The 19,227-nt window shown below is 60.0% G+C and carries 12 protein-coding genes; 6 read left to right on the forward strand and 6 right to left on the reverse strand.

Annotated elements, in window-relative coordinates; translation table 11 throughout:
• The first annotated feature begins 19 nt into the window (after window positions 1–19).
• Window positions 20–1,303 (forward strand): flavodoxin-dependent (E)-4-hydroxy-3-methylbut-2-enyl-diphosphate synthase, encoded by a 1,284-nt coding sequence (ispG, locus tag J3D60_RS09955; RefSeq protein ID WP_253491195.1) that lies wholly within the window; start codon window positions 20–22, stop codon window positions 1,301–1,303.
• Here ispG and J3D60_RS09960 read toward each other — a convergent pair.
• Entirely contained in the window at window positions 1,300–2,184 is an 885-nt protein-coding gene (locus J3D60_RS09960; protein ID WP_253491198.1) for a 1-aminocyclopropane-1-carboxylate deaminase/D-cysteine desulfhydrase, read from the reverse strand. The two genes, ispG and J3D60_RS09960, sit on opposite strands and share 4 nt — an antisense overlap.
• A gap of 57 nt (window positions 2,185–2,241) precedes the next feature.
• Window positions 2,242–4,281: an NADPH-dependent 2,4-dienoyl-CoA reductase gene (locus J3D60_RS09965; protein WP_253491201.1), complete on the reverse strand. Its 2,040-nt coding sequence runs from the start codon at window positions 4,279–4,281 to the stop codon at window positions 2,242–2,244.
• A 211-nt stretch (window positions 4,282–4,492) separates the two neighbouring features.
• Here J3D60_RS09965 and J3D60_RS09970 point away from each other — a divergent pair, with 211 nt between their 5' ends.
• Both J3D60_RS09970 and J3D60_RS09975 read left to right on the forward strand, forming a co-directional pair.
• Window positions 4,493–5,623 carry a carbon-nitrogen hydrolase family protein gene (locus J3D60_RS09970; RefSeq protein ID WP_065940143.1) on the forward strand — a complete coding sequence of 377 codons (1,131 nt, stop codon included), beginning with the start codon at window positions 4,493–4,495 and terminating at the stop codon, window positions 5,621–5,623.
• A 4-nt stretch (window positions 5,624–5,627) separates the two neighbouring features.
• Window positions 5,628–6,662 carry an AraC family transcriptional regulator gene (locus tag J3D60_RS09975; protein ID WP_065940144.1) on the forward strand — a complete coding sequence of 345 codons (1,035 nt, stop codon included), beginning with the start codon at window positions 5,628–5,630 and terminating at the stop codon, window positions 6,660–6,662.
• 8 nt (window positions 6,663–6,670) lie between these two features.
• On the opposite strand, the gene J3D60_RS09980 is transcribed toward J3D60_RS09975, so the two are convergent.
• Both J3D60_RS09980 and J3D60_RS09985 read right to left on the reverse strand, forming a co-directional pair.
• Complete coding sequence (locus J3D60_RS09980) at window positions 6,671–6,928, reverse strand: hypothetical protein (protein WP_139237758.1); 258 nt, start codon at window positions 6,926–6,928, stop codon at window positions 6,671–6,673.
• Between the two features lie 137 nt (window positions 6,929–7,065).
• A complete protein-coding gene (locus J3D60_RS09985; RefSeq protein ID WP_027606249.1) occupies window positions 7,066–7,542 on the reverse strand; it encodes a MarR family winged helix-turn-helix transcriptional regulator in 477 nt (158 codons plus the stop codon).
• Between the two features lie 145 nt (window positions 7,543–7,687).
• Here J3D60_RS09985 and aceE point away from each other — a divergent pair, with 145 nt between their 5' ends.
• Window positions 7,688–10,348 carry a pyruvate dehydrogenase (acetyl-transferring), homodimeric type gene (aceE, locus tag J3D60_RS09990; RefSeq protein ID WP_253491204.1) on the forward strand — a complete coding sequence of 887 codons (2,661 nt, stop codon included), beginning with the start codon at window positions 7,688–7,690 and terminating at the stop codon, window positions 10,346–10,348.
• A gap of 1 nt (window position 10,349) precedes the next feature.
• Here the strand turns inward: aceE and J3D60_RS09995 are convergent, their stop codons facing one another.
• Together J3D60_RS09995 and J3D60_RS10000 are read right to left on the reverse strand one after the other, a co-directional pair.
• Window positions 10,350–11,132 (reverse strand): DUF2242 domain-containing protein, encoded by a 783-nt coding sequence (locus J3D60_RS09995; protein ID WP_065940146.1) that lies wholly within the window; start codon window positions 11,130–11,132, stop codon window positions 10,350–10,352.
• An 89-nt stretch (window positions 11,133–11,221) separates the two neighbouring features.
• Window positions 11,222–12,118 carry a LysR family transcriptional regulator gene (locus tag J3D60_RS10000; protein ID WP_065940147.1) on the reverse strand — a complete coding sequence of 299 codons (897 nt, stop codon included), beginning with the start codon at window positions 12,116–12,118 and terminating at the stop codon, window positions 11,222–11,224.
• A gap of 118 nt (window positions 12,119–12,236) precedes the next feature.
• On the opposite strand from J3D60_RS10000, the gene J3D60_RS10005 reads away from it, so the two are divergent.
• Both J3D60_RS10005 and J3D60_RS10010 read left to right on the forward strand, forming a co-directional pair.
• Window positions 12,237–13,466 carry an MFS transporter gene (locus J3D60_RS10005; RefSeq protein ID WP_253491207.1) on the forward strand — a complete coding sequence of 410 codons (1,230 nt, stop codon included), beginning with the start codon at window positions 12,237–12,239 and terminating at the stop codon, window positions 13,464–13,466.
• A 246-nt stretch (window positions 13,467–13,712) separates the two neighbouring features.
• Window positions 13,713–19,112: a hypothetical protein gene (locus J3D60_RS10010; protein WP_253491210.1), complete on the forward strand. Its 5,400-nt coding sequence runs from the start codon at window positions 13,713–13,715 to the stop codon at window positions 19,110–19,112.
• The last annotated feature ends 115 nt before the right edge of the window (window positions 19,113–19,227 follow it).

Consider the following 19,227-nt stretch of genomic DNA (forward strand, 5'->3'; position numbering starts at 1 on the left):
ACCCAGAGGAGCCGAATCGATGAACAGTGCACGCCCCCGACGCCGCACTACACAAGTCACTGTAGGCCCGGTGACACTCGGCAGCGATAACCCGATCGTCGTGCAAGCCATGACCAATACCGACACCGCAGACGCCCAAGCTACAGCGCGTCAGGTCGAGAACCTGGCGTTGGCCGGTGCCGAAATGGTGCGGATCACGGTCAACAGTCATGACGCCGCCGCTCAGGTAGCAAACATTCGAGAGCTGCTAGACCGCCGCAACGTCAGCGTACCGCTGGTGGGTGACTTCCACTTCAATGGTCATCGCCTGCTCGCAGCCTACCCTGAATGCGCCGAGGCGTTGGGCAAGTACCGAATCAACCCAGGCAATGTCGGCAAAGGCGCCAAGCGCGACGAGCAGTTTTGCCAGATGATCGAGATCGCCTGCCGCTACGACAAACCTGTAAGGATCGGGGTCAACTGGGGCAGTCTCGATCCCGACTTGCTGGCGCGCATGATGGACACCAATGCGGCGCTCGCCCAACCCCAGAACGCCGGCGCGGTGATGCGCGAGGCTTTGGTGGAATCGGCATTGGAAAGCGCCCGGCGCGCGATTGAAGTCGGCCTGCCGGCAAATCACATCGTGTTGTCGGCCAAGGTCAGTCAGGTGCAGGACTTGATCACGGTGTATCGCGACCTGGCCGGCCGCTGCGAGTTTCCGCTGCATCTGGGGCTGACCGAAGCAGGCATGGGCTCCAAGGGTATCGTCGCCTCTTCCACCGCATTGGCGGTACTGTTGCAGGAGGGTATCGGGGACACACTGCGCATATCCCTTACCCCAGAACCCAACGGTGAGCGCACACGGGAAGTGCTGGTTGCACAACACATCCTGCAGGCCATGGGCTTGCGGGCGTTCACTCCGACGGTAGTCGCATGCCCTGGCTGCGGGCGTACAACGAGCAGCTTCTTTCAGACGCTGGCGCAAGACATCGAGGGCTTTATTCTGACTCGAATGTCGGGCTGGAAAGCCCGGTTTCCCGGCGCGGAGCACCTGCATGTCGCCGTCATGGGGTGTGTTGTGAATGGGCCAGGCGAGAGCCGCCTCGCCGACATCGGCATCTCGCTTCCGGGCGCGGGAGAACACCCCAGCGCCCCGGTCTATATCGACGGCGAGCGGGTAGCGACGCTAAAGGGCAACAGCATTGCCGCGGAATTCACTCATCTCCTTGAGGTGTATGTCGCGACGCGATACGGTGAGAATCCCCAAGACAGATCCAAACTGCTGGAGCTGTTGAGGCCATCCGATTTGATCAAGCACGATTAAAAACCTCGGCGGCCCTGCAAGCCGCCGGTATGCACGAAGATCAGGCGAGTGCCGGGCACGAACCGCCCGGCCTCGATCTGCTGCTTCAACGCCAGCAGCGCCTTGCCGGTATAGAGCGGCTCCAGCGGTACACCGCAGGCCTGTTCGGTGGTGTCGATAAACTCGAGCAACAGCGAATCAACCTTTCCAAAGCCACCCCGGCTGGCGTCCAGCAATTCATAACCGCCCTGCACCAGGGCACTCACGTTCTGCGCCACGCCATGATCATCCGGTACCGCCATGGCGCCATACACCGGATGTGCGCCCGCCTCTGCCAGGACCAAACCCGCCAACGTCGTACCGGTACCTGTCGCCAACCACCATGCGTCGTAATCGGCCCAGCCCACGGTGTTCAGTTGCCGGCGTGCCTGCTCGACCAAGACCCCGCAACCCAATACCCCGGCCATCCCGCCGCCGCCTTCGGGCACGGGGTAAAGATCGGGATAGTGCGCGCGCCACGGCAGCCAGAAATCCTCCGCGTGGCGCGCGCGGTAGCCGGCATAGCCCAGCCAATGCAACTGCATGCCAAAAGCTGTCAGGTCGAGGACGGTGGGGGTGTCTTGAGGGTGACCACGCAACAGGCCGACAGTGGGGAAACCAAAACGCTTGCCCGCCGCTGCCAGCGCATGCAGATGGTTGGAGTACGCCCCGCCAAGGCTGATGACGCCGCTGGCACCGGCCTGTCGTGCCTGGGTCAGATGTTCGGTGAGCTTGAACCACTTGTTGCCGCTGATCAGCGGGTCGATGCGGTCCAGGCGCAGCACGGCCAGTTCGACGCCATTGAGCCAATCGAGCCGCATGGCTTCAAGGGGGGCGTGGGGAAGCCAGTCAAAGGGACCCATCGGGCGGCATCTGCATGGAAAAAGGGGCGGTAGTCTAACACCGCCCCTTGCGTCGTCTTACAGCTCGGCGGCGAGGCGCGAGCCTTGGTTGATCGCGCGCTTGGCATCCAGCTCGGCTGCCACATCGGCGCCGCCGATCAGGTGCACGTTCTGCCCGGCGGCGACCAGGCCGTCCTGCAACTCGCGCAGCGGGTCTTGCCCGGCGCAGATGACGATGTTGTCCACGGCCAGCAGCTGCGGCTCACCTTCGGCACCGATGCGGATATGCAGGCCCTCATCGTCGATCTTCAGGTACTCGACGCTGTTGAGCATCTGCACGCGCTTGTTCTTCAAGCCGGTACGGTGGATCCAGCCGGTGGTCTTGCCCAGGCCGTCGCCGACCTTCGAAGCCTTGCGTTGCAACAGGAACACTTCACGGGCCGGGGCATGGGGTTGCGGCTTGATCCCGGCCACGCCGCCACGGGCTTGCAAGTGGGTGTCGATGCCCCACTCCTTCCAGAACGCTTCGCGGTCGAGGCTGGTAGACACGCCTTCATGCACGAGGAATTCCGACACGTCAAAACCAATGCCGCCGGCGCCGATCACCGCGACGCGCTTGCCCACCGGCTTGCGCTCGAGGATCACGTCCAGGTAGCTCAGCACCTTGGGGTTTTCAACGCCCGGAATCGCCGGCGTACGCGGCGCAATGCCGGTGGCCAGGATGATCTCGTCGTAGCCGCCCGCCACCAGTTGTGCGGTGTCGACCCGGGTGTTGAGACACAGCTCGACGTGGGTGGTCTGCAACTTGCGATTGAAGTAGCGCAGGGTCTCGAAAAACTCTTCCTTGCCCGGTACGCGCTTGGCGATATTGAATTGGCCACCGATCTCGCTGGCCGAGTCGAACAGTGTCACCTGGTGGCCGCGCTCAGCCGCCACGGTGGCGGCGGCCAGGCCTGCGGGGCCGGCACCGACCACGGCGATTTTCTTGATCTGCTTGACCGGCAGGTAGTTGAGTTCGGTCTCGTAGCACGCGCGTGGGTTGACCAGGCAGGTGGTCAACTTGCCGCCAAAGGTGTGGTCCAGGCAGGCCTGGTTGCAGCCGATGCAGGTGTTGATTTCATCGGCGCGGCCGGCAGCGGCCTTGTTGACGAACTCCGGGTCGGCGAGGAACGGCCGCGCCATCGAGACCATGTCGGCATCGCCTTCGGCGAGGATCTGCTCGGCGATTTCCGGGGTGTTGATGCGGTTGGTGGTGATCAACGGGATCCGCACCGCACCGCGCAATTTGGCCGTGACTTTGCTGAACGCGCCACGGGGTACTTTGGTGGCGATGGTCGGGATACGCGCTTCGTGCCAACCGATGCCGGTGTTGATGATGGTCGCTCCGGCCTGCTCGATGGCCTTGGCCAACTGCACGATTTCTTCCCAGGTGCTGCCGCCTTCCACCAGGTCGAGCATCGACAGGCGGAAGATAATGATGAAGTTCGGGCCAACGGCTTCGCGCACCCGGCGCACGATTTCCACCGCCAGGCGCATGCGGTTTTCGTAGCTGCCGCCCCAACGGTCGGTGCGGTGGTTGGTGTGGGCGGCGAGGAACTGGTTGATGAAGTAACCTTCGGAGCCCATGATTTCCACGCCGTCGTACTCGGCGACCTGGGCCAGCAGCGAGCAGGTGACGAAATCCTGGATCTGCTTCTCGATGCCCTCCTCGTCCAGCTCCTTGGGCTTGAACGGGTTGATCGGCGCCTGGATCGCACTCGGCGCGACCTGTTTGGGGCTGTAGGCATAACGGCCGGCGTGGAGGATCTGCATGCAGATCTTGCCGCCCGCCTCATGCACGGCCTGCGTGACGATCCTGTGCTTCTGCGCTTCCTCTTCGGTGGTGAGCTTGGCCGCGCCGGAATACACCCCGCCTTCATCATTCGGGCCAATGCCGCCGGTGACCATCAGGCCCACACCGCCACGGGCGCGCTCGGCAAAGTACGCCGCCATGCGCTCGAAACCACCGGGCTTTTCTTCCAGGCCCGTGTGCATCGAGCCCATCAGGGTGCGGTTGCGCAAGGTGGTAAAACCCAGGTCCAACGGGGCCAGCAGGTGCGGGTAGGCAGCAGCGGTCATGGTACAGCTCCACAACGGATCATCACGGGACGTGAGGGGCTCGAATGGCACCTCATCGGTTTATGTCCCACAGACTAAGAGGCGGTGGACGACGGCTCAATGACTGAAACTGACAAGTTATTGATCCAAATGCACAGCGCCCCTTGGCAAGCCGTTGCAGGGGCCCTACCCTAGTCGCGAACCCTGCACCCGGTCTGTTGTCTGTTGCCCCATGCGTAAACTTCTCGCTTTTACCGTCTCCATGGCCCTGGTTGCCGCCGTCGCCGCGTATCTGGTCTGGACCCAGGAGCGCCCCGTGGCGCATTACCTGTCGGACCTGCGCATCACCCTCGCCGTCAACGAAGGCCTGCCCGCCGATCGCGGCAACCTCCTGGGCATCCAGCCGGAGCTGTTTCCCGCCGATTACCAGAGCCTGGAACGTCTGCACCTGAAGCTCGCGGCCTACCTGCAAAAGGCCCGGGACCAGGGATTGATCAACGAAAAAACCATTGTGGTGCTGCCCGAACATATCGGCACCTGGCTGATGTTGACCGGCGAAAAAAACGAGGTGTACCAGGCGCTGCACGTGAAGGATGCGATGAACTGGCTGTCGGTCAGCAACCCGCTGCTGTTTGCCCGTGCCTGGATCAGCGCAACCGGCGATAACCGCACCGATGACGCCTACCTGCGCATGAAAGCCTCCGGCATGGCGCGGGACTATCAGGTGCTGTTCGGCGGCCTGGCCAAGGAGTTTGGCGTCACGCTGGTGGCCGGCTCCATCACGCTGCCGAACCCGAGTGTCAGCCAGGGCCAATTGCAGGTCGGCCATGGCGCCTTGTACAACGCCAGCGTGGTGTTCGCGGCGGACGGCTTGCCCCTCGGCGATCCCCAGCGCCAGCTTTATCCGATCTACGATGAACGCGGTTTTATCGAACCCGGTGACGAAAACATCGTCAGCGTGGTCGACACCCCGGCCGGGCGCCTCGGCGTGTTGGTCGGCAGTGACAGCTGGTACCCGGACAACTATCGCAAGCTCAACGAGCAAGGTGCGCAATTGATTGCGGTGCCGGCCTTTGTGCTCGGTCGCGATACCTGGGATCGCCCATGGCGCGGCTTCAAGAGCGTGTCCACGCCGCCGGAAATCAGCCTCAAGCCTGAAGAGCTCAGCGAAGGTGAGGCCTGGCGACGCCTGACGCTGATCAGCCAGCAACCCGTCAGCCAGGCAACCGCGGGCATGAGCGTATTCCTGCGTGGGCAGTTCTGGGACCTGGGCACGGCCGGGCACAGTTTTCTCAGCAGCAACGGGCAGATCAGCGCCGACGGCGACGCCCGTGGCGCGCGCCTGCTGAATATCTGGCTGTAACCCCGTGAAGCCGGTGCGCCTGGGTGATTTGTCGGTGGGCTTCGTGCACACCCTGGCCGACGCGATCCACAGCCACGGCCTCGACCCGCAACCGCTGCTGCTGCAATACGGCCTCGACCCCGCGCGCCTCGCCGAAGCGGGTGCACGCTTGTCGATCCCCCGTTATATGCGCCTGGGCCATGCGGCCATCCAACTCACCGGCGACCCCGGCCTGGGCCTGCGCATGGGCCAGCTCAGCCGCCTGAGCCAGGCCGGGCTGGCCGGGGTCACCGCCGCCCAGGCGCCCAACGTACGTGAGGCGGCGCGCACCCTGACCCGCTTCGAAGCGCTGTACGGCTCCAATTATCGTGGGCAATCGAGTTTCCACGAGGACGCCGAAGGCGCCTGGCTGCGGTTCTATTCCATCAGCCCCTATAACGCCTACAACCGCTTCGTGGTGGACTCGATCATCGCCGGCTGGCTGCAGCAACTGTCGAGCCTGGCCCAGCAACCGGTGCAGGCGCAGCGGATTGAAATCGAATTTGCAGCGCCGGACTACAGCGAACAGTACGCGGTGCTGGGCGATGGCCCGATCCAGTTCGGCGCCGACGCCAATCAACTGCGCCTGAGCCAGCAAACCCTGGCCCTGCGCAACCCGCAGCATTGTCCGAGTACCTGGCAGCTGTTGCTGCAACTGTGTGAACGGGAACTGGAGCAGTTGACCCGCACCCGCAGCCTGCGCGAGCGCATTACCCGCTTGCTCGGGCCGATGCTCAATGGCGGCCGGGAACCCGACCTGGAAGAAGTGGCGGCGCGCTTGAAGCTGCCGACCTGGACACTGCGCCGCAAACTGGCCGAAGAAGGCACACAGTTTCGCGCGATTCTCAACGATACCCGCCGCGACCTGGCCATGACCTACATTCGCGATACGGAACTGGCATTCGGCGAAATCGCCTACTTGCTCGGTTTTGCCTCGGCCCAGGCGTTTCAACGGGCGTTCAGGCGGTGGAACAACCAGACCCCAGGGGAATTTCGCCGCAGTCAGCGGCATTCCGCCTGAAGTCGGTCTTACAGCTCGGTGGCGTCATCGGCCGGATCCAGAGGATCCAGTTCAAAGGCCTGGTACTCCAGCAGTTCTTCCTGATATTCGTCCATGGTGGGCTCCTTGTTTTGAATTAAAAGCGGCTGCAGATAAATGACCTGCACAGCCAGCCTAAAGTGCCGTGATGACGAAAAAATGTCGACGTCATGACGTTCCTGCACTCCAGGATTAAACGTAGCAGCGTAATGCGGATTTAGCACCGGGGTTTTGAGGCGCGATTGCAATCAGGGATGCACTGAAATGGGCGGGAATGCATTCCATTGTGGGAGGGGGCTTGCCCCCGATAGCTGGGTGTCAGTCAACACATCTGTCACTGACCCACCGCTATCGGGAGCAAGCCCCCTCCCACATTCGATCTGCATCAAGTTTCAGACTTGCGTCGACCACGGGTTTGGACACCCGCCTCCACCGCCATCCCGGCGGTACGCTCCAACGCCTCGGCAAACGCCTGGCGCTGCTGCGGTTCGATCTGCGACAGGAACAACTCGTCCACCGTACTTTCGTAGATCTTCCACATTTTTTTACGCAACGCCCGGCCGGCATCGGTGATAGATGCAAAGGCCGCGCGGCCATCGCCGTCGGAGCGTGAACGCAGCACCAGGCCGTCCTTTTCCAGGCGGTCTACCAGGCGCGTGAGGTTATAGCGCTCGATGGCCAGTACATCGGCCAATTCGTGCATGCGGCGGGTGCCTTCGGGGCCGCTTTCCAGGCCCCATAAAGCGTCGTACCAGGCGTAAGGCGGCAAGTCGGCGGCCGCCAGGCGGCGCTCGATTTCGCGGATGACCGTCCTGTGGGCCCTGACAAAACGGAACCATACATCGGGCTCTTTCGACGACATGCAACACCATCCGGCGGATTTCAAGAAGGTTGCAATAGTAGCTCATCCCGCGCTAGATTCGGCCATGTAGTTGCAATTGCAACAACTTTGACGACACTCCCACAAGGAGCCCGTCACTTGAAATCCGCCTACCCTGGAGCCTCACATGACCTCGAATAACGCAGTCGGACGCGACGTCGATCCACAGGAAACCCGCGAGTGGCTGGAGTCCATCGAATCGGTGCTGTCCACCGAAGGCCGCCCGCGCGCCCATTACCTGATCGATCAGTTGCTGGATTTCGACGTGGCGCGGCATGGTGACTTCTACGGGCGGGTGACCACGCCTTACGTCAACACCATCCCGGTGGAACGCCAGTTGCCCTACCCCGGCAACCTGGTCATCGAACGCCGTATCAATGCGTTTATCCGCTGGAACGCCATGGCCATGGTATTGCGTGCAGGCAAACACTCCGGTGTGGGTGGGCATATCGCCACTTATGCGTCAGCCGCTGTGCTGTACGACGTAGGTTTCGACCACTTCTTCCGTGGCCGCACCGACAACTTCGACGGCGACCTGGTGTACATCCAGGGCCACTCCTCGCCAGGCATCTACGGCCGTGCCTACCTCGAAGGCCGCATCAGCGAAGCACACCTGGATAACTTCCGCCGCGAAGCCGGTGGCGAGGGCATTTCGTCCTACCCCCACCCACGGCTGATGCCGGACTTCTGGCAATTCCCCACCGTGTCCATGGGCCTCGGGCCGATCACGGCGGCCTATCAGGCGCGCTTTATGCGCTACCTGGAGTTTCGTGACCTCAAGCAACACCAGGGCCGCAAGGTCTGGGCATTCCTCGGTGATGGCGAAATGGACCAACCGGAATCCCTGGCCGCCATTTCCCTGGCCGGGCGCGAGAAACTCGACAACCTGATCTTCGTGGTCAACTGCAACCTGCAACGCCTGGACGGCCCGGTACGCGGCAATGCCAAGGTGATCCAGGAGTTCGAAAGCCTGTACCGCGCCGCTGGCTGGAATGTGATCAAAGTGATCTGGGGCGGTGGCTGGGATGCACTGCTGGAAAAAGACACCAGCGGCCTGCTGCGCCAACGCATGATGGAGTGCGTGGACGGTGACTACCAGAACTACAAATCCCAGAACGGCGCCTACGTGCGCGAACATTTCTTCGGCAAATACCCGGAGTTGCTGGCACTGGTTGCAGACCTGTCCGACGACGATATCTGGAAACTCTCACGGGGCGGCCATGACCCGGACAAGGTCTACAACGCCTATGCCGCCGCCGTGCGCCACAGCGGCCAACCGACGGTGATCCTGGCAAAAACCGTCAAGGGCTTTGGCATGGGCGAAGCCGGCGAAGGCCAGAACATCAACCACCAATTGAAGAAGATGGGCGCCGACGCCGTCAAAGCCTTCCGCGACCGCTTCGGCCTGGAAGTGCCCGATGAGCAACTCGCTGAAATTCCGTACCTCAAGCCCACCGCCGACAGCGAAGAAGCCCGTTACTTCGCCGCGCGTCGCCAGGCCCTGGGCGGCTATGTACCCGCGCGCCACACAGCGGTCGAACCGTTGCAGATCCCCGAACTGAGCGCCTTCGCCACTCAGCTCAAGGACACTGGCGAGCGCGCGATATCAACCACCATGGCCTTCGTGCGCATCCTCGGCACCCTGCTGAAAGACCCGCACCTGGGCAAGCTGATCGTACCCATCGTGCCGGACGAATCACGCACCTTCGGCATGGAGAGCCTGTTCCGTCAGATCGGCATCCACTCCGCCGTCGGCCAGCTCTACACCCCACAGGACTCCGGGCAACTGAGCTATTACAAGGAGAGCAAGGACGGACAGATCATGCAGGAAGGCCTGAATGAATCCGGCGCCATTTCCTCGTGGATAGCGGCGAGTACGTCCTACAGCAACCACGGCCTGATGACCGTGCCGTTCTATATCTTCTATTCGATGTTCGGCTTCCAGCGCGTCGGCGACCTGGCTTGGGCGGCGGGCGATGCACGGGCACGTGGTTTCCTGCTGGGTGCCACGGCCGGGCGCACCACGCTGATGGGCGAAGGCCTGCAGCATGACGATGGCCATAGCCATATCCTGTCGTCGGTGATTCCGTGCTGCGTGTCCTATGACCCGACCTTTGCCTACGAACTGGCGGTGATTATTCGCGAAGGCATGCGGCGTATGTATGTCGAACAGGAGGATATTTACTACTACATCACCCTGCTCAACGAAAACTACCCGCACCCGGCGATGCCCGAAGGTGTGGAGGATGGCATTGTTAAAGGCATGTACCGCCTGAGCGGCAGCCAGCACGCCAAGGTGCAACTGATGGGCAGTGGTTCGATCCTGCGCGAAGTGATCGCCGCCGCCGACCTGCTCGCCAACGACTTTGCCGTGCAATGCAATGTATGGAGCGTGACCAGCCTGACCGAGTTACGCCGTGACGGGCACGCGATGGAGCGCTGGAACCTGCTGCACCCCGAGCGTGAGCCGCGCGAGAGCTACGTCGAGCGATGCCTGGCCGGGCAAACGGGACCGGTGGTGGTGGCGACGGACTACGTGAAGCTGTTCGCCGATCAGATTCGTCCGTTTGTGCCGGGTCGACGCTTTATCGCACTGGGCACTGATGGCTTCGGGCAATCAGACACCCGGGAAGCCTTGCGCGCGTTCTTTGAGGTGGATCGCCACTTCATCGCCCTGGCTGCCCTGAAGGCACTGGCGGATGACGGCGTGATCGGTCGCGACAAGGTCAGTGAAGCGATCAAGCGCTACGGGATCAACGTCGACAAGGCCGACCCCGTAGCGGTTTGATTTACTGCGCAGGCGTCGGCAGGGGCGGAATCGCTTCTGTCGGCGGCGGCAGGTCCGGCGTGGTGGCAGCGGGTGCGGGTTCGGCCTGCGGCGCAATCGGTGCAGCCTCAGGCGCGGGCACAACCGGCTCCGAGGCAGCCGGTGCGGCAGGCTCTTCCTTCGGCGCCTCGACTTTCTCTGCAGCCGGTGCGGCCTTCGGCTCCGGTACACCGAGGTCGGCCTTTGGCTGCTCGGGGATATGCTCAGCCTTCTTCACTTCCTGGGGCAGGAACACATCCACCAACGCAAAGTAACGGTCGTAGAACTTCGGCGCGGACACTGTCTCACTGGCCACCTTCACCATCGAGTCATCGGTGGAGCCGATCGGCATCGACACCGACCCCAGCACGCCCACACCCAGGCTCGCGGAGTTATTGACCTTCTTCAGTGCATAACGATCCTGCAGGGCATTGGCAAACATCGTCGAGTGGTTCTTACCTTTGCCATCATCGGCGCACACCACGTTGAAGCTGATCTGCAGGTGCGTTTCGCCGGTCTGCTGGAAGCTCTTGTTACCCACGACCAGTTTCGGATCGCTGCTGGTGATGATGTAGCCCTGGCTCAGCAAGGCACGCCGCGCGGCCTCGCACGCCGCTACATCGGTAACCGGGTAATCCCGGGAAAATGTACCGGAGTCGTCGAAGTTCTCATGTTCATAAATAGCGGTCTTGGGTGACGAGCAGCCCGCGGCGCCCGCCAGCACCAGCGCCAGCCCGAAGCTACGCAAGTGGAATGATGTCGACATTGAAAATCCTGAGGAAAACGGTCTGGGCGGTATTGTGCAACAGAACGAGGCCTTGGCGCGCGCATTCCTGTCGGTAAAACGTCACAGGGCTACGCACCGGGGCCTGCCGGGAAAAGCCCGGCGCACATATGATCAATAAATACGCGGAGCTTGGCCGATGTATGGCGACCGGGCCACAACATCCAGAAACTGCCCCGATGCTCCAGGTATTCATCCAGCACCCGTTGCAAGCGCCCCTCGTCCACGGCCTGGTTGACCATGTAGTCCGGCAGGCAGGCAATGCCCAAGCCCTCGAGCACCACATGGTTCAGAGACTCGATGGTGGTACTGACCAACGGCGTACGTAACAGCGGTTCCGCAGCCCCCGGGGCAAGGCGCAACGGCCAGGGCTCGAGCTTGCCCGTGGCGCAGAACTTGTGGCGCAGGCAGGCGTGGCCATTGAGGTCCTGTGGTTGCTGCGGCGTGCCGTGTTGGGCGAAGTAGCCCGGTGTGGCGACGAGTACCAACTGGTAGTGGCCCAGATGACGCGCCATCAAACGCGAATCTTCCGGCTTGCCGGTGCGAATCACCGCATCGAAACCTTCCTCGATCACGTCCACCATGCGGTCGGAAAAATCCACGTCCAGCTCGATCTCCGGGTAGGTACGCATAAAGTCACTGAGCACCGGCATCAACAAGCCGCGCACCTGCGGCACACTGATGCGCAATTTGCCCCGTGGCGTTGCAGCGGCGTCCGTCAGCTCCTGCTCGGCCGCTTCCACCTCAGCGAGAATCCGCCGCGAGCGCTCAAGGAACAGTGCACCTTCACTGGTCAAGGTGATACTGCGCGTGCTGCGGTGAAACAGCCGCACGCCCAGGCGCTCTTCCATCCGCGCAATGCTTTTGCCCACGGCCGACGACGACACCCCCAGCACGCGGCCGGCGGCGGTGAAGCTGAGCGTCTGCGCCACCTGCACAAATACCGACAGGCTGCCCAAGCTGTCCATGATCTGCCTCCAGCGATTGCGGACACCGGCGTCCGATAAGTTCGGAACCTTAGCCTGTTTTTCCGTCAGTCACAGCCCCCTACTCTGCCTGCTTGCCCTTTTACTTGGATAAACCCTCATGAGCAGCAGCCCTTCAATCAGCACATCAGCCCAGCGGGACTCATTGCCCCTGGGCGGTCTACTGGCCCTGGCCAGCGCCGGCTTTATCACCATCCTCACCGAAGCCATGCCCGCCGGGCTTCTGCCGCAGATGGGCGAAGGCCTGGGCGTGTCGCCCGCCTTGGTCGGCCAATTGGTTACCCTCTACGCCCTTGGCTCCCTGCTGGCAGCCATCCCGCTGACGCTGCTGACCCGCGGCTGGCGCAGGCGGCCCTTGCTGCTGCTGGCCATTGGCGGGTTTGCCTTGGTCAACAGCGTAACCGCGCTGTCCAGCCATTACGGGTTGACCCTGGTGGCGCGCTTTTTTGCCGGGGTCTTCGCCGGGTTGCTGTGGGCGTTGCTGGCGGGGTACGCGAGCCGAATGGTGGCGCCACACCTGCAAGGTCGCGCCATTGCCGTGGCGATGCTGGGTGCACCGCTGGCGCTGTCGCTGGGTGTACCCGCGGGTACCTTCCTCGGCACCGCCGTTGGCTGGCGCTTGAGCTTTGCGATCATGACCGGGCTGACCCTGGTACTGCTCGCCTGGGCACGCTGGCAACTGCCGGACTTTGCCGGCGAACGGGCAGATAAACGCCTGGGGCTGCGCCAAATGCTGAACCTGCCGGGCGTTCGTCCGGTGCTATGGGTGACGTTTACCTACGTGCTGGCCCATAACATTCTGTACACCTACATCGCCCCGTTGCTGGTGCCCGCCGGGGTTGAGGCAGACGTTGACCGAGTGCTGCTGGTGTTCGGCCTCTCGGCGGTGCTGAGCATCTGGCTGGCAGGTGTATTGATTGACCGGTGGCTGCGCGCCTTGCTGCTGATCAGCTGTGCGCTGTTTGGCCTGATCGCCCTGGCGCTGGCGTTGTGGATCAATGTGCCGGCAGTCATCTATATCGCCGTGGCGTTATGGGGCCTGGCGTTCGGCGGTTTGCCGGCATTGCTGCAAACCGCACTGGCCCAATCGGCGGGCGAGTCGGCGGATGCCGCACAATCGATGCTGGTGACCGTGTGGAACCTGGGGATAGCCGGCGGCGGCCTGGCGGGTGGTGTATTGCTTCAAGGTTGGGGCGTTGCGGCCTTTCCATGGGCGGTTGTGCTTCTGATGCTATTGGCGTGGGCCGGCGCATTGCAGACGGCCGCGCAGGCTTCAGCCACTTGCGCCACTCGCCGGAGCGACGCCGACCAGGGCTCAGTGCCCCATTGATGGTTATTGCCCGTGCCGACTAACCAAGTGATTACCTCGTCGAACACCTGCAGCACGGCAGGAACATCCGCCACACTGGCAAAGTCATCCGGTAGCGCCTGGAAAAATGTCCCGTGGCTCATGTGAGGGCGGGATCACATCCATTCATATAACTACCCCCCAACTCCGGAACCTCCTCACCTCAGTAGCCACCCAACTAGACCTCTGCTCAAAACACCCTCTTAGGCAACACGAGAAGTCTAGGCCATGAGAAGCATCGACACCCTACGCAATATTGCTCCACAAACTGCTGCTGCCGCATTGCGAGAGATGCGGCAGGAGGAAACAGACTCTCGACATGCCTCGGAGGCGAACGATCTGACGCCCCGCGCCCAAGCCGACAGAGACCTCGCCATCACTTACGCCACAGCACTGCGCAAATACGCAAACGAACTGCCCGTCGCGATCTCCAGCAGTGACTCTATCGACAATATTTCCACCGACTCGCTGTACGGCCAATGGCGCGCTCATCTGAATAAGCTATTGCAACTTCCGGCGCTAAAGGTGTGGGCGCTTGCCAATGGTATCGATCTGACAAAAGGTATCAGCATTGATCCATCGAAAAACGCCATAGGGCAGGTTAAGGCGGACGGAACAATCAAGAGCCTCTCGGCCTTTGAAGCGATGAAAACGGTTCCGGATGAGTGGCGTCTGCTGATGAATGCGGCCCAAGTACTGGCGAGCGACAGTGGAGCTATCAGCGCTGGGCACACGACGGTCGGAGTGCTTGAAATATCCCGGTTTTTTCGTGATCACGGGACATTAGCATCAACCAAAGCGGCGTTCGAACAGCGTGCCCTTGAACTGGACAACAATCAGGGCGCGCTCAATCTTGACCTTTCCGACCCACGAAGTGAGGATCAACTCAACACCCAGAAGCAAGCGTTGGAAACGTTCATCAAGCGCAAAGCTATCACTCTCGACGAAACTCAAAGCCCCGACTTATCCCCCCCTGCGATTAGCCCCCGTAGCGCCGGGGACGCCGCACTGGCCGTGCTCTTTCACCAGAAACTGTTAAGTTATCGCCATTATCCTGGCTTTCAACCACTTGAAAACATCCCGAAAGATTCATTACTCGGACAATGGCGAGCGCACTTCAGAAAGATCCTCGATAGCACGGACGTCAAAGAGTGGGCCTCCAAGGAGGGGATCGACCTCAAGCATTTTCGGGTCCACGTCACACCATCCGGCGGCCTAGGTGCGATCTCGTACCCAAAAAATGGCGATACGGAGCAGATTACCTACCATCAAAATCCTCCACAGTGGTGGTCTTTGTTAATAAGCGCAGCTAAAGCACTGGGAGCCCATTATTATCAGATGGATGATGACTGGGAAAGCACACCCCCCCTGCATGACGTAGCTAGGTTTTATCGTCACGACATCGAAAAACCGGGTGCCTTTGAAGCTTTGGATACTCACTTGAGTAGTACCAACGGCGCATTGACACTGAGCCCTACCGATCCACGTAGCGAGGAAACCCTGGCGACGGCCAAGACCACTCTTGGCAACGTAGCCAATCGACGAGAATTAATCAAAGCACTCGACTCCATTACCTCCCTTCTGAGCCCTGACGCTGGATCAACTCATTCTCTCGAATCGCAGTTGATCGGGCCGACGGCACAACGTATTCCTATCGATCCAGACAGCACGTATAGCCAATGGACGGCGAATGCTGGCGAGACCGCAAGTGTCGGAGATTTCATCAAAGCTCACGGGTGGCCCCTTCCAGTCGACAGAGAAGCCGTTGTCGCGTTGTCCGAGCGGTTAGCCTCCATCAAGATGGTTGACGGCACTGCGCAGGAAATCGGTGACAGCGAGTTGGCACAGCTTTACGCAAATGAGCTGGACGAATACGCAGCGAGTACCCCCCCTGCTGATCTTCGTAAACTCGTTATCAAAAACATTCCACGGCACTCGACGCTCGGGCAATGGAAGGCTCACCTTCACTCGCTGCTCAACAATGCCGAGCTTAAAAGCTGGGCAGGCCTCAACGGGGTGGACCTGTCGAAGCCATTCGAGATCACCGATGACGGCGGGCTGAAATGCTACGTCAACGGCAATTCTAAAGTGTTTAGCGGGCAAGACTTAGAGTCGTTGCCTCTGACCTGGCCGCTGATCCTCGCCGCCGCCGCCCAAGTACCGACTCCGGACGCCTTGCTGTCCGACAGCCCCGAAGACGCCACTCTCGAAGACATCGCGGCGTTTTACGATGAGCCATCTGTGTGGTCAAAAACCACCTTGGAGCAGCGGGTTGCAATACTTCGCAAGACCAATGCCTTCCCCGCTCAGCAAAACCTCTCTACGCGTGCAGCCTCCCCATCAAAGTCGCTAGCAACCATTGAAGTGGCACAGAGGCGCTTGGGGGCCATTCTGAATGAACACTCCCTGGCCACTCAGCTGAGTGCCATCGGCGATGCTCAGACTGAGCTGGCCAATGCACTGAAAACCACCAGGATCACACTTGCACCCGGTTCGTTCCTGGCATCAGAGGAGGATTTGGCTGAGAAATCCGTCACCCTGGAAGAATTCATCCGTATGAACGGTTGGCTTCAACCGAAAAATACTGAAGAACTGATCAATCTGATCGGTCATCTCAAGCGCCAACCGTTGACCTCTGCGCGGCATGGCAATTTAGGCGGTGCCCTGTCCTGGCCCATCCCTCTAGACGATAAGGCTCGCGCAAGTCTGGTAACCTCCCTGAGATTATCCAAGGATTACGACACCTCGAAAGGATTGCTGGGCAGCCTGGGCTCAACTGTCAGCCTCTCCGCCTATGAGGGCGGTCCCGAGATAACACTGGACAATGCCCGACAGTGGCTCGGTAAAGTGCTCAACACACCTCGCGCCAAGGCGCTGGGAGTAACACTTCAAAATGAATATCAAGGCATCGCCTCCGCGTCGACTGCCAATGACTTGGTCCTGGCGGCGCTCAGTGCCGAGCTTGAGCATCAGGCCAGCCCGCTTAACCCCGCCTCCCCGGCGAGAACAACCATTGCAGGTTTTGACCTGACCAAGAGTCAGTACTGGCACACGCCTCCTTCTGTCGTGGTCAAGGACTTGACCGATCACTTGGTCAAAAACGCTAGAGTCCCTCGGAACATGGCCTGCGCCGCGGCGCTCTTGTTATTGTCACACAAGGCCCCGGCTCTACTGGTCAAAGATATTCCCGAAACCGTGACCATGGGCTCACATACCTGGGTCACCTTTACAACAGCCGTCGCCCGTGTCGAGGCACAAGCGCCGGGTGCCTCGGCGAAAATGACGTTTGCCCAAATCATGGCCTACGCAGACCTGGCCCCAATTACCCAGTCGGCACAAGGTATCGAGCAGGCTGCCAGAAAATCGGCATTGAAAGATTGGGGAGTTGCCCAGGGACTTCTTAAGGTTAACGCTCGGGACGCGTATAGCGATGAGCAACTGAACACCGTTCTCGAAGCGTTTAACAACCAAATCACCGAATTGAAAGCCGCATCTACAGCCTTGCATGTCGACATGCCGAACCGAAAGGCAATGGCATTGGCCGAACTGAAAAGGGTCTTCGGTGAACAGATCCCTTTCGAAGAAAAATGCATCAATGTGGCCTCACCTCATCGGGACTATAAGGGGCCTTACTCGTTTCTGGATCTGTATATGGCGGACAAACTGGGGACGCCCGCCGGTATTCTCAAACCTACGGAAACTGTTGTAAACGGGACGCTTGGCACAGGGTCCAGCACGAGCAATCGATTGAAGCTTAACTACTGGGTATCTTCCAACAGCAAGGTCGACCTCCGCAGCCTGCTCGCCAGGCAAGGGGAACTTCCCGATATAACCAGTAAATTCGAGCAAGCCTTTTCTGCTTACAGGCCCAAGCTAAAACAACACTTGCCGACTGTCGTCAAACACCTGATTTCAAAAATGCCCCTGGAGGACCGCAAGCACTTGGAGTTAGGGAAGCTGGAGCTATTTAAAGTAATAGATGCCAAAAAAAAAGGGGCTCTTGGCATCTCATCCGCGCCGACCTATGCCTATACGCCAAACCCGGACCGTCTCATCATAAAAACCACGCTTGGGGGAGATCCCAAGACCTTTGAGTTTGACTTGAAAGAGGCCAGCGTTCGCCATCGGAGTGATCTTGATAATGTCAAGGCCGGGATTGTCAGCGAGTCCCAGATCGACACTGAGTACATGCAACCCCTTACTCCCTCGAATACACAGCAGCACCTGCTCCAGGAGCAAGCCGACACCGACACCACGCCCAAAAGTTACTTCAGCGACAGAACGACCCTTATTGCCGGTGCCGCGATCCAGGACGCTGCCATCGACAGACTGCAAGCCCAGGCAAAAGGTGTGACAACCTTCGAGACCGAATTCAACACCGATAAGTTCTTACATGAAGTAGTGATGAACCTCATTCCCCTCAGGTCAGCGATTGTCAATTTCCAACAAGGCAAGATTGGCGCAGGTCTCGTCGACTTGGGCTTAGATATCCTGGGCGTTGTGATGGCGTTTGCGACTGGAGGTGCTTCTGCCGGCCTAAAAGCCGCAGCTTCCGGCGCCTCGACAGCCGCTCGCGTGCTCCAGGGGGCAAGGGTCATCGGTCGACTGACACTCAGTGCCCTCAACCCGGCGAGCGGTATTGATGATCTGGGTCGACTGATTGTAAACGGTGGTCAAAGGCTGATCCATGCAGGAGGCCATTTGGCCTCGAAACTGGGGGGAACCATCGGCGACCTGGCAGGTACCAGACGATTGCTTGGGTCAATGAATAGTTTTGATCTGGTGGCAGCCAGCAAGCGCTTCGATGCTGCCGCCACCGGTACGTTCAAGATCATGGACGAGGTTTTCGAAGGGACTGCAGTTTTCTTCAAGGGCAAATGGTACCCCTATAGCCTGACGAACAACGCTCCCTATGGAAAACCGCTGGCTTTTTTTAATCCAAATAGCATCGCGATGGGCGGCGAGATTAAAAACGTCAGGGTGTTGGATGAAGGGCTTGTTTTATTTGAGGACATTCATGGCGGAGCCAAACGGCTCACTCTGGATGCTCATGGCGTCGTGAATCCAATGGATGGTTCCACCAGTATATTAGTGAACGGTGAGCACTTGGCGCCCAGAGAGTTCCTCGACCATTTAAAACGTACTAGGGTAAAGATTGAAGACTATGACGAAATTCGCCTGACTGTATGCAATTCTGCTAACGGCGGTGCCAATTCATTCGCTGCGCAGTTTGCAAAACTCACGAAAAAACCGGTGAAAGGCTATGAAGGAACAATGTACGTGCAGCCTAATGTGGAATCCATGCATCTGAATAACTTTCCCCACAGGGCTGCTCGCAGGGATTATCTGGATGACCGGTTTCTGGGCGTTAAACGACAAGTAGAAAACAAATATGTTGAGATAGGCCAGTTGGATAACGGCGTCATGAAGTACTACCCGGACCCAAGCTACAAACCCGTGAAATTTTCTGCCCAAGGGGTTGCTCAACCCTCTACCCCAAAAACTCCGCGACCAATGACACAGGCTGAAATTGAACAACACAACAAACGGGTCGCGGATGCCCAACGTGCCCAAGATGATGCCACCCACAACAATGCCGATTTGAGTGATTACGAAGATTTTACCTAGGCCCTGTATGAAACCATCTGCAACTCATGGGAACCCAGTGAGCATAGGGACTTATTACAGTCCGCTCCATCAACGGCGCGCTCTGCTGAGGCTTCCTCTGGAACCATAAAAAAGC

Origin of the sequence: Pseudomonas sp. S3E17 (genome assembly GCF_024168685.1) — a bacterium.
In the GTDB taxonomy this organism is placed as follows: Bacteria; Pseudomonadota; Gammaproteobacteria; order Pseudomonadales; family Pseudomonadaceae; genus Aquipseudomonas; species Aquipseudomonas marginalis.